General features: G+C 67.9%; 10 protein-coding genes, 1 tRNA gene and 1 riboswitch. Of the genes, 2 read left to right on the plus strand and 9 right to left on the minus strand.

What is annotated here, in order from left to right; genetic code table 11:
• Positions 1 to 50 precede the first annotated feature (50 nt).
• On the minus strand, positions 51 to 386 hold the full coding sequence (locus JN22_RS03005) for a DUF1289 domain-containing protein (RefSeq protein WP_085552515.1): 336 nt from the start codon (positions 384 to 386) through the stop codon (positions 51 to 53).
• A 96-nt stretch (positions 387 to 482) separates the two neighbouring features.
• Complete coding sequence (locus JN22_RS03010; protein ID WP_085552516.1) at positions 483 to 803, minus strand: hypothetical protein; 321 nt, start codon at positions 801 to 803, stop codon at positions 483 to 485.
• Positions 804 to 1,076: 273 nt separating this feature from the next.
• Between JN22_RS03010 and JN22_RS03015 the strand changes: the two genes are divergently transcribed.
• Entirely contained in the window at positions 1,077 to 1,337 is a 261-nt protein-coding gene (locus tag JN22_RS03015; protein WP_223677544.1) for a hypothetical protein, read from the plus strand.
• 34 nt (positions 1,338 to 1,371) lie between these two features.
• On the opposite strand, the gene JN22_RS03020 is transcribed toward JN22_RS03015, so the two are convergent.
• Positions 1,372 to 1,581, minus strand: a complete 210-nt coding sequence (locus JN22_RS03020) for a hypothetical protein (RefSeq protein WP_085552517.1) — start codon at positions 1,579 to 1,581, stop codon at positions 1,372 to 1,374.
• Between the two features lie 939 nt (positions 1,582 to 2,520).
• Here JN22_RS03020 and JN22_RS35330 point away from each other — a divergent pair.
• On the plus strand, positions 2,521 to 3,012 hold the full coding sequence (locus JN22_RS35330; RefSeq protein ID WP_085552518.1) for an Lcl C-terminal domain-containing protein: 492 nt from the start codon (positions 2,521 to 2,523) through the stop codon (positions 3,010 to 3,012).
• 875 nt (positions 3,013 to 3,887) lie between these two features.
• Here the strand turns inward: JN22_RS35330 and uvrC are convergent.
• From uvrC to JN22_RS03055, 6 genes are all read right to left on the minus strand, one after another.
• Positions 3,888 to 5,732 carry an excinuclease ABC subunit UvrC gene (uvrC, locus tag JN22_RS03030; RefSeq protein WP_085552519.1) on the minus strand — a complete coding sequence of 615 codons (1,845 nt, stop codon included), beginning with the start codon at positions 5,730 to 5,732 and terminating at the stop codon, positions 3,888 to 3,890.
• Between the two features lie 135 nt (positions 5,733 to 5,867).
• The gene (locus JN22_RS03035) at positions 5,868 to 7,586 is read right to left on the minus strand and encodes a caspase family protein (protein ID WP_085552520.1); all 1,719 of its coding nucleotides are present in this window, start codon (positions 7,584 to 7,586) and stop codon (positions 5,868 to 5,870) included.
• Positions 7,587 to 7,672: 86 nt separating this feature from the next.
• Positions 7,673 to 8,755, minus strand: a complete 1,083-nt coding sequence (locus JN22_RS03040; RefSeq protein ID WP_085552521.1) for a ribonucleotide-diphosphate reductase subunit beta — start codon at positions 8,753 to 8,755, stop codon at positions 7,673 to 7,675.
• Between the two features lie 56 nt (positions 8,756 to 8,811).
• Complete coding sequence (locus JN22_RS03045) at positions 8,812 to 10,791, minus strand: ribonucleoside-diphosphate reductase subunit alpha (protein WP_085552522.1); 1,980 nt, start codon at positions 10,789 to 10,791, stop codon at positions 8,812 to 8,814.
• A 112-nt stretch (positions 10,792 to 10,903) separates the two neighbouring features.
• Positions 10,904 to 11,142: riboswitch (cobalamin riboswitch) on the minus strand.
• Positions 11,143 to 11,321: 179 nt separating this feature from the next.
• Positions 11,322 to 11,407: transfer RNA gene (locus tag JN22_RS03050), tRNA-Tyr, on the minus strand.
• Positions 11,408 to 11,549: 142 nt separating this feature from the next.
• Positions 11,550 to 12,593, minus strand: a complete 1,044-nt coding sequence (locus JN22_RS03055; RefSeq protein WP_085552523.1) for a GMP reductase — start codon at positions 12,591 to 12,593, stop codon at positions 11,550 to 11,552.
• Positions 12,594 to 12,604: the final 11 nt, after the last annotated feature.

Here is a 12,604-nt window from a genome sequence, read left to right on the forward strand (position 1 = left end):
CCCGTGCCCGCCGGAGGCCGATTCCCCGCGGGTGGACCGAGCTTAGCCGATTATGGCGCCGGACGCGGGCCGGACGTGCCGGGCGCCGCGCCGGTCAGGGCTGCGCGCTCGGCCCGCAGGGCGTCGAGCCTGGCCGCCAGCTTGCCGATCTTCCGGTCGAGCTTGCGCAGGCGCTTGTCGCGGCCCTTCGCGTCCCGCTCCTTCGCATCCGGGCCCTTCGCGGCGGTCTGCGCCCGGATGCGCCGGTTGATCGCCGTCTTGTCCGGGTCGGACAGGCGTTTCCAGCCCTTCACCTCCGCCTTGGTGCGGCGGCAGCCCCGGCAGGCGCCCTCCGCGTCGAACCGGCATAGCCCGGTGCAGGGGTTTCTGGTGTCCTTGCTGCTCATGGGGTGTTCCGCCCGGCTGGTCCCGACCGATGGGAATGTTGCGTCGGCGCGGTCGCGCGGCAACGGCAGGGCAGCCCTTCGGAAAGTGACGGCGCCTCAGGGCCCGGCGGAGCCGAACACCTGTTGCAGGACCGGGCCGCGCTCGCTGTCGGGAATGCCCCAGGCGGCCAGGGAATCGGCGAGCAGGGCGGCGGCCTCCCGGCGGTCGCTCTCGCTGCGCAGCCCCTTCGAGGGCGCCAGCCGGTAGCGCGTGCCGCCGTCGGCCACCGCCCATTGCGGCGTGACGTCGGAATCGAGGTCGACCAGCGGGGCGGACAGCAGCACCGCGCCGGTCTGCTCGCTGTGGCCGATCAGGTAATCCTCCCCCGCGACGGTCAGCAGAACCCAGGCGGACAGTTCGATCTCGGCAGGCTGCATGCGGCGCTCCGGTGCGTGGACGTTGCCATGGAAAGGCCAACGCCGTGGAGCGCGGAATGATCCGGATCGAGGGGAATGAGGAACGGTGGGATGCGCGGCGGTCCGTTCAATCCTGCCAAGAAGTCACTATGACCTTGGCGGGGGTGTCGGCAAGTCTTAGGCCGGGTTATCATATCGGACCAAGCACATGGCACAGATGGCGGACCACGCTTGATTTGTGCGGTGCAAAAGAAATGGAGCAATCTGCCGACCGTCACTCTTGGGGAGGAACCCATGCTTCCGTTCGAGAATGCGACGCCGACCTCGGGCCGCTGGCCTGTTCTTGCCACCGCCGCGCAGATGGCGCAGGCCCAGACGCTGGCCGGGTGGATCACCTTGCTGGCCGAGGATCGCGGCCTGGATGAACGGGGGGTGGCTGCCGCGACCGGCCTCGACCTTGAGGACGCGCGGGCGATCCTGGATGGCGTGGTCCTGATGATTCCGCTGCCGGTGCTCGACCGTGCCCTGCGGCGGCTGGAAGGGCGGCCGCACTGACGCGGGCGGCCGCGCAACCGGCGGCGAGGCGCGCTCAGGCGACCGCGAGCACGTCCAGATAGATGTTGGCCGGGGCGGTCAGGTGGATGCGGTACAGCATGCCGGCCTGATCGACCAGGATGTCGGCGACCGGGTTCTTGGCCGACAGGTCGGTCACGGCGGCGCGGACGTTGCGCGGCAGCTGCTCCAGGTCGACGTCGCGGTAGGAGCCCTTGTCGGAAAGCTTGATCGTCTTGTTGCCCATGATGAGGCGCTCGTTTCCAGAAAGACTGTGAGGGGAAAAAACTTCGCCGGACATTGATCCCGCAGGGTTAAGCAAGGGTTAAGCGGTGTGTCGTGGTTTTGCGCCGCCGACGCGGGGCAGACCGGCACGCCGCGCATCCGCGTTGCCGCCCCACCGTCCGTCTCCCGAGCGTTGTGTCCGGTTTCGCGGCGGCGCGGCGCTGGCGTCGTCGTTGTCCTGTTGCGGAGCGTGTCGCGTCCATGGTGCCGTGAAAAGGCATGGAGAAGTCACGACGGGCTGGCGCCGTGCATTGGCTGACGGGGCGCGCGCGGAGGTCCATCGAGTTTGCCCTCCAGCTTCTTCGGGAATTTCGGCAGGGGCAGGCCGCAAAGCTGAAAAGGCAAGTGATCTGTCTGGCGCGGTTCGGGCCCGTCAGCATCCCTGTCGATTCCTCTGAACGTCTGCTCTGCGCCAGAAGCGGACGATTTGGCCGCTTCGTTTGTCATAACGCCCAGAGCCTGCTTTGCGCCGCTTGCGGTGGAGCAGGCTGTTCAACCAGGAACGATGAAGGCCGCCAGATGAGGGCTGGCGGCTGACCGAGGCCGGCGCCGACCTGATCGCCCGGGCTTGGGCGTGGAGGTCGGCGGGGCAGATCAAGGTCGAGAAGGAAGCGGCCGCCCGCGAGGCCCGCAAGGTGGACTGGTGCGCGCTGATCGGGGGGCGAGTAGCAGCGGAACAGAAAGTCCGTTTCGTCCGGGAGGGCTGCACGGAAAACTCCCGCAACGGGGTTTCCGTACAGCCGGTCAATCCGATAGGGTTTCTCGGCTACGATCCAAAGGGGCTTCGGGTCGAAAACGAGCTGTCCCCATCACCTGTCGGAAAATGGTGATTCCCGTACCGCAATATTTTGCTACTATCGGATGGCTTATGTGACATTCATCGAAAATTAAAAAGTGGAGAATGAGCGTGAGAATCAGCATAGCTTTGAGTGCATTGCTGCTCTTGGCTCAGTCTGGCGTGTCTTGGGCAACTTGTAAAAGACCGCCGGATGAACGCTACGAGTTTCACGGTGATACCTTCTATGACAAAGGAACGGATTTGACATGGAAGCGTTGCCCGATAGGCCAGTTCTGGACTGGTAGGAATTGTGGCGGTGACGCTCAAAGGATGACATGGACCCACGCTAATCAGGTTAGCCATGGCGATTGGAGACTACCGACAAATGGAGAGTTCATGAGCTTGGTTGGATATGACTGTGAGGATCCAGCAATAAATGTGAAAATAGCTAATGAGCTTGGTTATGTAGACCTAGAATATTGGTCAGGGACACCATATGAAGATCTCATTGCCGGTAAGGAAGCTGCGAATTATATTAGCTTGCATAGGGGTAAGATATATAATTACACCCGACGTATGGAAATGAAAGTTTTGTTGGTACGAAGCGGGAGGTGATTCTAAATTTTATGATAATTTTTGGAAATTACCCCTGATTCTATAAGCGATGCTGCGCCTCTACGGGGCCGCGATTGCGGTAACATTAACACTGCACTTAACAGTGTGCGGAAAAAGTCTCGTCGGAGGCCACGGGTTACGCGGCGCCAGTTGCGCTGGACCGGCGAGCGGGTGCTGGCTCTGTGGGAGGCGGCGGCGGGGGCGTTTGTGGAACAGAAACTCGCACAGCGGCCACCGTGTGGCGCCGCCATGAGCGCCACGGACGACGTCGCAGACAGCCCGTATACGCCTTGAAAATGGACATCCGCCGCGGTGACGCGCGAGTTACGCGACACTTGGTTTGACGTCATGACGGCACGTGCGTATGTTCCAGAAATGGAACCGCTGGAGCGCGCCAACGCTCCGGCGGTTCCCCGATCCTCAGAAGGTCTGGATGTCAGCCAGACGCAGCAAGAGGATCGCCAGTTCGACGATCCTGATCAGAAGGATCGTCAGTAGCGCTACCATTCGCGTTACTCCGTGGTGGAAGGAACGCGGCACGGGTGCAGGGGATATGCCCCCGTCCGCGCTTCTTCATTCATAGCAGCCGGCCGGGGGGACGCTCAAGCGCCGCCACTTCAAAGATATCTCTAATACAGCACTATCGGCATTTTTCTGCGGCTTTGGTCGCCCGTTAGCAGGATGCAGAAATACTCCACCCATGTGAGATGCGGATCTCAAGCCGATGCCATGTGGCCTGCGAGCGCTATCCGCAGCTGCTGATTTTCCAGAAAATCCGTTCGCCGCGCCGGGATGCGTGTCGCACGGTGACAGCGTCCGCTCCGGGTCATCGGCAGCCCGGCCGTCAGGCGCAGCGCCAGCGGCCGGGCGGCCGTTCAGCCGTGGAAATGCTCGTACAGCCTGCGGGCCACGGCGTGGCTGATTCCCGGCGCGGCCTCCAGGTCGGACAGTCCGGCCGAGGCCACGGCGGCGGAGCTGCCGAAATGGTGCAGCAGCGCCTTCTTGCGGGCCGGGCCGATGCCGGGGATGCCGTCGATGCGGCTGTGGGTGATCGCCTTGGTCCGCCGGGCGCGGTGGCTGTCGATGGCGGTGCGGTGGGCCTCGTCGCGCAGCCGTTGAAGGAAATGCAGGATCGGGTCGTTGGGCGGCAGGCCGAAGGGCTCGCGGCCGGGCAGGAAGAAGCGCTCGCGCCCGGCGTTGCGGTCCGGCCCCTTGGCGATGGCGGCCAGCGGCAGCTCGGCGATGCCCAGCGTCTGCAACACCTCGTGCACCGCGTTCAACTGGCCGAGCCCGCCATCGACGAGGATCAGGTCCGGCCACAGCCCGGCCTTGCGGTCGGGATCGTCCTTGCGCGCCCGCGCGAAGCGGCGGAAGAAGGTCTCCTGCATCATGGCATAGTCGTTCCCCGCCGCCTCCGGGTCGCGGATGTGGAAGCGGCGGTAGGCGTTGCGCTGGAAACCGTCGGGCCCGGCGACCACCATGGCGCCGACCGGGAAGGCGCCCTGGATGTGCGAGGTGTCGTAGATCTCGACGCGGTTGGGCGCCTCGGGCAGGCCGAAGAGCTTGGCGACCCCGGCCAGCAGGGTCGCCTGGGTCGAGCGTTCGGCCAGACGGCGGCCGTGGGCGTCGCGGGCGTTGGTCAGCGCGTGTTCGACCGTGCGCCGCTTCGGCCCGCGCTTCGGCGTCTCCACGGCGACGCGGCGGCCGGCGCGCACGCCCAGCGCCTCGGCCAGCAGCTCCGGGTCGGGGATGTCGTGGCTCAGCAGGACCAGCGACGGGGGCGGGGTGTCCTGGTAGAGTTGGGCGGCGAAGGCGGCGAGGATGTCGGCCGCGTCCTCCTCCCGGTCGTGGCGGGGGAAGAAGGCGCGGGTGCCCTGGTTGCGCCCGCCGCGGAAGAAGAAGGCCTGGACGCAGGCCACCCCCGCCTCGGCGTGCAGGGCCAGCACGTCGGCCTCGTCGATGACACCCTCCAGGTTGATGTCCTGGCGGCTTTGCAGGGCGGTCAGCGCGCGGATGCGGTCGCGCCAGCGGGCGGCGTCCTCGTATTCCAGCCGGTCGGAACAGTCGGTCATGTGGGCCGCGAAGACCGCCTGCACCTGGGCGCTGCGGCCGGCCAGCACGTCGCGCACACCCTGCACCTGGGCGGCGTATTCCTCCTCGCTGGCGCGGCCGACGCAGGGCGCCGAGCAGCGCTTGATCTGATGTTGCAGGCAGGGCCGCGTGCGCGAGGCGAACACCCCGTCGTCGCAGGTCCGCAGCAGGAAGGCGCGCTGGAGCGTGGCGATGGTCATGCCGACCAGATGCGGCGAGGCGTAGGGGCCGAAGCGGTCGGCGTCGCGCGCGTTGCGGGCCGAGCCGCCGCGCTGGTGCATCAGCCGGGGAAAATCATGGCCGCGCCCGATGACGATGTAGGAGAAGGAGCGGTCGTCCTTGATGCGGATGTTGAAGGGCGGCAGCAGGCTGCGGATGAGGTTCGCCTCCAGCAGCAGCGCCTCGGCCTCGGTCGGGGTGGTGACGAACTCCATGGCGCGGGTCTGCGCCACCATGCGGCGGGTGCGGTTGGGCAGCCCCTCGGTCCGCGTGTAGCTCGCCACCCGGCGCTTCAGGTTCTTCGCCTTGCCGACATACAGCACCGACCCGTCGGCGCTCAGCATCCGGTAGACGCCGGGCGTGTCCGGCAGAAGCGGCAAATGGGCGCGGATGACGTCCGCTCCGTCCATGGGGGGCTCTCGCTGAGGTCGAAACACGGCGGGGCCTAGCCAAGCAGGGGAACGGAACAAGCACAAGGGATAAGATTCAGATGGGCGCGGCGGGCCCGCGTCCGCGCCCGCCGAAGCGGCGGGAGGGCGCCGCCCTCACCGCTCCCCGTCGAGGCGTTCCGCGTCGAGGGCGGTCTGGGTCTCGTCGAAGACGATCCGATCGTTCACGGCGTAGAGCATGCACTCCTCGTCGCCGCTCAGCTGCGCGCACTTCTCCAGGGCGGCGGCGCGGGCGTCCTTGGCGCTGCCGCGGTTCCACGCCGCCCCCCAGCGGCCGGTCAGGGTCACGGCAAGCGCCTTGTTGCCGGGGTTGCGCTGGTAGTTGACCATGCCGACCTCGCGCGTGCGGTCGGTGACGAAGGGCACGCGGGCCGGATCGAAGGCGCCGCTGCCGGCGATCTCGACCGGCATCGGCACGAACTCCTTGCCGGGGGCCGGCACCACGCTGTCGCCGACCGCGTAGAGGGTGCAGGGGGCCTTGGCCTGATGCTGGCAGAATTGCAGGGCGGTGCGCTTGACGTCCTCCTCCGTGCGGCTGCCGGTGCGGTTGGTGAAGTAGGCGTAGCCCCCGCGCTCGGAAATCGCCAGCGCCTTCGGCGAGGGCAGGTTGGGGTAGTTCGCCAGGGCGGCGCGCGCCTTGGCGTTCACGCGCGGGATCGCGGACGGATCGACCGGACGCGCCGGCGGCGGGGCGGGCGCCGGGGTCCGCGCCGCCGCCGTCTGCGCCGCCGTTTGCGCCGCCGCCGGAGCGGGTGTTTCGGCGGGCGGTGTGGCGGCCATCGGGGCGGGCATCGCGCCGGGTGCCGGGGCGGCGTCCTGTCCGCTCAATTCGGCGATCCGCGCCTCGGCGATGGCCGCGAAGGTGCCCTGGGGGAACTGCTTCAGATAGGCCTCGAACATCTTCCGGTTGCTGCTGGCCTTGATGCTGTCCCAGAACAGCGCCTCCTTGTCGGCTCCGGCCGGCGCGGGCGCCGGGGTGACCACCGTGGTCGGCCCCAGGAAATAGAAGCGCCCCTCGATCGGCGAGGCGGACACCCAGGGCTGCTGCACCCCGCCGGTGGTGCGCTTCACGGCGAGGCCGACGTCGTTGAAGACGTCGAACACCGTCTCGCCGGGCTTCAGCAGGGCCGTCGCCAGCGCCTCGGTGTAGGGGCTGTTGGAGCCCTGGCCGTCGGCCGCCACGGCGCCGGGCTGGGTGGCGTAGGCGATGATCGTGCCGGCCGGCGCCTGCATCTGCGCCAGCCCCGGCGACACCGACCGCAGCCCGCGCCCGCCGAAGGGGTTGTTGCGGCAGGCGTCGAGGATGACGATGTTCAGGCGGCTTTCCGCCAGCGCCATCTCGTCCAGCACCATCTCGATGTCGATGAGTTCGTAGCGGACATCCGCCTCCTTCGTCAGGTTGGCGGACACCGGCAGCAGATAGTTGGTGCCCCGCATCTGGAGACCGTGGCCGGCGTAGTAGAACAGCCCGACATCCGCCCCGGCCAGCTTGCCGCCGAAGTCGCGGATGGCGCGCTCCGTGCCGGCCCTGTCGAGGTCGAGCCGCGCACCGCCCCCGATCAGCTCGAATCCGGCGCTCCGCAGGGAATCGGCGATGGCGCGGGCGTCGTTGACCGGGTTGGGCAGGCGCGGCGCGTGCTGGTACCCGCTGTTCCCCAGCACCAGCGCGACCCGCCGCTCCGGCTTCGCCGGTTCCGGCCCCGCCCAGGATGGCCCGGCGGTCCAGCAGAGCAGGGCCAGGGCGAGAAGCAGGACGGGGCGCGAAGCCAGCCCGACGGCGAGTCCCAGGGTGCGTCCCACGCTGCTCACGGCCATCGTTCCTTCGGATTGGAGGCATCGCCCCCACTCTGCCAAGGCAAGGGCCGGGCTTTCAAGCCGGCTGTTTCCGGATGGCGGGTCCGTCAGGCGCCGGCGGAGCGCGCCCGGTCGAAGGCGGCCCAGACGCCGTCCGCCCCGTCCCACTGGCCGCGGGTGGCGCCCTTGGAATATTCGGTGGCGCGCTGTTCGAAGAAGTTGGCGTGCTCGACCCCGTTCAGGATCTCCACCAGCCAGGGCAGCGGGTGCGGCCGCACCGGCTCGTAGCCGCCGTCGGTCGCCTTGAAATACCCGTACAGCGTCGGCAGGCGGAGCTGCGTCAGCCGCCAGTCGGCGATGTAGTGGACGTAGGCGCGGATGTCCTCCGGCGTCATGCCGGCCACCGGCCCCAGCGCGAAGGCCAGCTCGATGAAGCGCTCCTCCAGCCCCACCATGGTGCGGCAGACGTCGAGGATGTCGTCGCGCACGGCGGGCGTCATCGCCCCGGTCTCGCGGTTCCATTCGTGGAACAGCCGGATGATGCCCTCGCAATGCAGGCTCTCGTCGCGCACCGACCAAGTGACGATCTGCCCCATCCCCTTCATCTTGTTGTGGCGCGGGAAGTTCAGCAGCATGGCGAAGCTGGCGAACAGGGCCATCCCCTCGGTGAAGGCGCCGAACATCGCCAGCGTGCGCGACACGTCGGCCACCGTGCCGACCCCGAAGCTGTGCATGTAGTCGGCCTTGTCGCGCATCTCCGAATAATCGCGGAAGGCGGCGAACTCGGTCTGCGGCATGCCGATGGTGGTCAGCAGCAGGGCGTAGGCGTCGATGTGGACCGTCTCCATGTTGGTGAAGGCGGCCATCATCATCTGCACCTCCAGCGGCTGGAAGATCGGCATGTAGCGCTTGAGGTAGTTGTCGCTGACCTCGACGTCGCTCTGGGTGAAGAAGCGGAAGATCTGGGTCAGCAGGTTGCGCTCGCCGTCGGTGACGCGGTCGGAGGTCCAGTCCTTGATGTCCTCGCCGAGCGGCACCTCCTCGCCCATCCAATGGACCTGCTGCTGCTTCTTCCAGTAGGCGTAGGCCCAGGGGTAGCGGTCGACGTTGTAGGCGGCCGAGCCTTGCAGCAGGCCGACGCGGCCGGTGCCGATCAGGCTCATGGGGTCGAGGTGGAGAAGCGAGGTCATGGGACGAGGATCCGTGATGGCGGGGAGGGCGGGCGGGCGGCCCGACGGGAGGCGGCTCACTGGCAGGCGAGGCATTCCTCGTAGTCGGTGCGCGGCGCCTGCATGACCTCCGCCTTGCCGGCGGCCCCGTCCTTGCCGGCGGCCCCGTCCTTGCCGGCGAAGGCGGCGCGCTGCACCGACTTGGAGCGGCAGTAGTAGAGGCTCTTCAGGCCCTTCTCCCAGGCGGTCCAGTGCAGCATGTGCAGGTCCCACTTGTCGATGTCGCCCGGCAGATAGAGGTTGATCGACTGGCTCTGGCAGACGAAGGGCGTGCGGTCGGCGGCGAACTCGACGATCCAGCGCTGGTCGATCTCGAAGGCGGTGCGGAAGACCGCCTTCTCGTCCTCGCTCAGCAGGTCGAGATGCTGGACCGAGCCCTCATGCTCGATGATCGACTGCCACACCTCGGGCCGGTCGGCGCCCTTGGCGGCCAGCAGCGTCTCCAGATGCGGGTTGCGCACCGACATCGAGCCGGACAGCGTCTTGTGGGTGTAGATGTTGGCCGGGATCGGTTCGATGCAGGCGCTGGCGCCGCCGCAGATGATGCTGATCGAGGCGGTCGGCGCGATGGCCAGCTTGTGGCTGAAGCGCACCATCATGTTGCGCTCGGCGGCGTCCGGGCAGGGGCCGCGCTCGTGGGCCAGCGCGACCGAGGCGGCGTCGGCGTCGCGGCGCAGCTTGCGGAAGAAGCGCAGGTTCCACGCCTTCGCCATCGCGCTCTCGAACGGCACGCCGCGCGCCTGGAGGAAGGAGTGGAAGCCCATCACCCCCAGCCCCACCGAGCGCTCGCGCATCGCCGAATAGACGGCCTTCTCCATGCCCTCCGGCGCTTCCTCGATGAAGCGGGTCAGCACGTTGTCGAGGAAGCGCAGCACGTCCTCGACCAGGCCTTCCTCGCGGTTCCACTCGTCCCAGGTCTCCAGATTCATCGAGGCGAGGCAGCAGACCGCCGTGCGCTCGTTGCCGAGATGGTCCCTGCCGGTCGCCAGCGTGATCTCGCTGCACAGGTTGGAGGTGGTGACGCGCAGGCCGAGGTCGCGCTGGTGCCTGGGAAGCGCCCGGTTCACCGTGTCGCCGAACAGCAGATAGGGCTCGCCGGTCTGCATGCGGGCCTCCAGGATCTTCTGCCAGACCTGGCGGGCGTTGGCGTGCCGCAGCACGGCGCCGGTCTTCGGGCTGACCAGCGGGAAGGGCGTGTCGTCGCGCACCGCCTGCATGAAGGCGTCGGTGATGACCACCGCGTGGTGCAGGTTCAGGCTCTTGCGGTTGAAGTCGCCGGACGCCTTGCGGATCTCCAGGAACTCCTCGATCTCCGGATGGTGGATGTCGAGATAGACGGCGGCCGAGCCGCGCCGCAGCGAGCCCTGGCTGATCGCCAGCGTCAGGCTGTCCATCACCCGGATGAAGGGGATGATGCCCGACGTGCTGCCGTTGCCCTTCACCGGCTCGCCGATGGAGCGCACGCCGCCCCAATAGGTGCCGATGCCGCCGCCGTTCGACGCCAGCCGGACATTCTCGTTCCAGACGTCGACGATTCCGTCGAGCGAATCGGGCACGGCGTTGAGGAAGCAGGAGATCGGCAGGCCGCGCGTGGTGCCGCCGTTGCTCAGCACCGGGGTGGCCGGCATGAACCACAGGCGCGAGATGGCGTCGTAGAGGCGCTGGGCGTGCGCGGCATCGTCGGCGTAGGCGGCGGCGACGCGGGCGAACAGATCCTGGTAGCCCTCGCCCGGCAGCAGGTAGCGGTCGTCCAGCGTCGCCTTGCCGAAGCCGGTCAGCAGGGCGTCGCGGGCGCGGTCGATGCGGATGACGGAGGGGGAGGGCGGCGTCCAGCGCTCCGCCGGGGCGCGGCCGCCGGACCGCTCGGGCGTGCGCCGGGTTCGCGGCAGCAGGTTCCCGTGACGGTCGAAGCCGCTGGAGACGTCCTGGGCGGAGACGTCCTGGGAAAAACCCTGGGCGGCAAAATCCTGGGCGAGGTCTTGAGCGAGCGCCGGCATCCGTGATCCCTTGGTCGTGTGCGGCGGATGGCGCGGGAGCACGGCTTGCGGCGGGCGCGGACGGAAACGCCGCGCACACGGGGCAAGCGCACCACCGGACACCCCGCCCGTGGACGTTCATTCGGTCATGGCAGGTCTCCTGGCTCGCGGGTCACGGCGGCTCCGTCCGGCCTTCCCGGCGCGGCCCGGCAAAAGCGGGGCCGGCACCAGTGACGCTGAAACGACGAAACCGCTCTCCGCTCACAGTTGCGGGGGCAGCGCCGGCTGGAAACGCGCCGTGGCGCGATTCTCCGGCTTCCCTCTTAGCCCTGCATCTTGATGATGTGGGGAACCATAACGCTAGATATGGTAGGTGGTGGGCGGGGGCCCGTCAAGGGATTCGTTCGGCCGCGCGGAGGGGCGGCATCGCGGGCGCGGAACGGCCGCCGACGCGATGGCGAGGATTTTGTGCGGCGTGAAGGGTGGGCGCGATGCGCCGGGGCGTGGGCGGCCGGACAGAGTGGGATCCGGCGGCCCGGCGCTTGCGCTGATGGTGGAAGGGACTGGATTTGAACCAGTGTACGCTTACGCGGGCAGATTTACAGTCTGCTGCCTTTAACCACTCGGCCACCCTTCCATCGGGGCGCCGAGACATAGCCGTTCGACGGGGCGCGGGTCAAGCTCGATCTGGGCCGCATCGCCGGGTTCCGGCGGAAAAAATGAAACGGGGTCCGCCGGCCGCGAACCCCGTCCCGGAGCGTCCCGGATCGCCGGGGCCGTCAGCCGCCGAAGATGTTGTTCAACTGGGCGCTGACGCGCACGAAGGTGGTGCGCTTGGGCACCTCCTTCAGCTTGGTGGCGCCGATGTAGGTCATCATGCTGCGCACGCCGCCCATGATCTCCTGCATCGTGCCCTCGATGGGCCCGCGATAGGGGACCTCGACCGTCTTGCCCTCCGACGCGCGGTAGGAGGCGACGCCGCCGGCGTACTTGTGCATCGCGGTGTCCGACGACATGCCGTAGAAGGTCATGGCGACCGGCACGCGCTGGCCGTCGCGCTCCTCGAAGCGGACCTCGCCCTCGCACTCGTCATGGCCGGCCAGCATGCCGCCGAGCATGACGAAGTCGGCCCCCGCCCCATAGGCCTTGGAGATGTCGCCCGGCACCGTGCAGCCGCCGTCGCCGCAGACCTGCCCCTTCAGCCCGTGGGCGGCGTCGGCGCATTCGATGATGGCGGAAAGCTGGGGATAGCCGACGCCGGTCATCTTGCGGGTGGTGCAGACCGAGCCCGGCCCGATGCCGACCTTGACGATGTCGGCCCCGGCCAGCAGCAGCGCCTCGGTCATGTCGCCGGTGACGACGTTGCCGGCCATGATGACGATGTCCGGATTCTCGTCGCGCATGCGGCCGATCACCTCGACGAAGCGCTCGGTGTAGCCGTTGGCGACGTCCAGGCAGATCCTGCCGACCGGGGCCTTGGCCTTCACCGCCTGGAACTTGTCGTGGTCGGCCTCGGTGGTGCCCAGCGAATAGAAGACGTTGCCGGTGTCGGGTTCCTGGAAGAAGGCGATCAGATCCTCGGCCCGGTAATGCTTGTGCAGCGCCGTCATGGCGCCGAAGCGCGACAGCGCGCGGGCCACCGCCATGGTGCCGACGACGTCCATGTTGGCGGCGATCAGCGGGAAGCCGGTCCAGTCGCGCTGGTTGTGCAGGAAGGTGAAGGTCCGGTTGACGTTCACGTCGTTGCGGCTTTGCAGCGTGCTGCGTTTCGGCCGGATCAGCACATCCTTGAAGTCGAGCTTGAGGTCGCTTTCGATGATCACCGCACACCTGT

The sequence above is a fragment of the Azospirillum agricola genome (genome assembly GCF_020005195.1).
Lineage (GTDB): Bacteria > Pseudomonadota > Alphaproteobacteria > Azospirillales > Azospirillaceae > Azospirillum > Azospirillum agricola.

Bases quoted from the DNA above. Each gene is read 5' to 3' on its own strand.
- JN22_RS03020 (WP_085552517.1), bottom strand. From the start codon at position 1,581: ATGGGCAACAAGACGATCAAGCTTTCCGACAAGGGCTCCTACCGCGAC.
- JN22_RS03035 (WP_085552520.1), bottom strand. From the start codon at position 7,586: ATGGCCGTGAGCAGCGTGGGACGCACCCTGGGACTCGCCGTCGGGCTG.
- JN22_RS03040 (WP_085552521.1), bottom strand. From the start codon at position 8,755: ATGACCTCGCTTCTCCACCTCGACCCCATGAGCCTGATCGGCACCGGC.
- JN22_RS35330 (WP_085552518.1), top strand. From the start codon at position 2,521: ATGAGCGTGAGAATCAGCATAGCTTTGAGTGCATTGCTGCTCTTGGCT.
- JN22_RS03010 (WP_085552516.1), bottom strand. From the start codon at position 803: ATGCAGCCTGCCGAGATCGAACTGTCCGCCTGGGTTCTGCTGACCGTC.
- JN22_RS03005 (WP_085552515.1), bottom strand. From the start codon at position 386: ATGAGCAGCAAGGACACCAGAAACCCCTGCACCGGGCTATGCCGGTTC.
- uvrC (WP_085552519.1), bottom strand. From the start codon at position 5,732: ATGGACGGAGCGGACGTCATCCGCGCCCATTTGCCGCTTCTGCCGGAC.
- JN22_RS03015 (WP_223677544.1), top strand. From the start codon at position 1,077: ATGCTTCCGTTCGAGAATGCGACGCCGACCTCGGGCCGCTGGCCTGTT.
- JN22_RS03045 (WP_085552522.1), bottom strand. From the start codon at position 10,791: ATGCCGGCGCTCGCTCAAGACCTCGCCCAGGATTTTGCCGCCCAGGGT.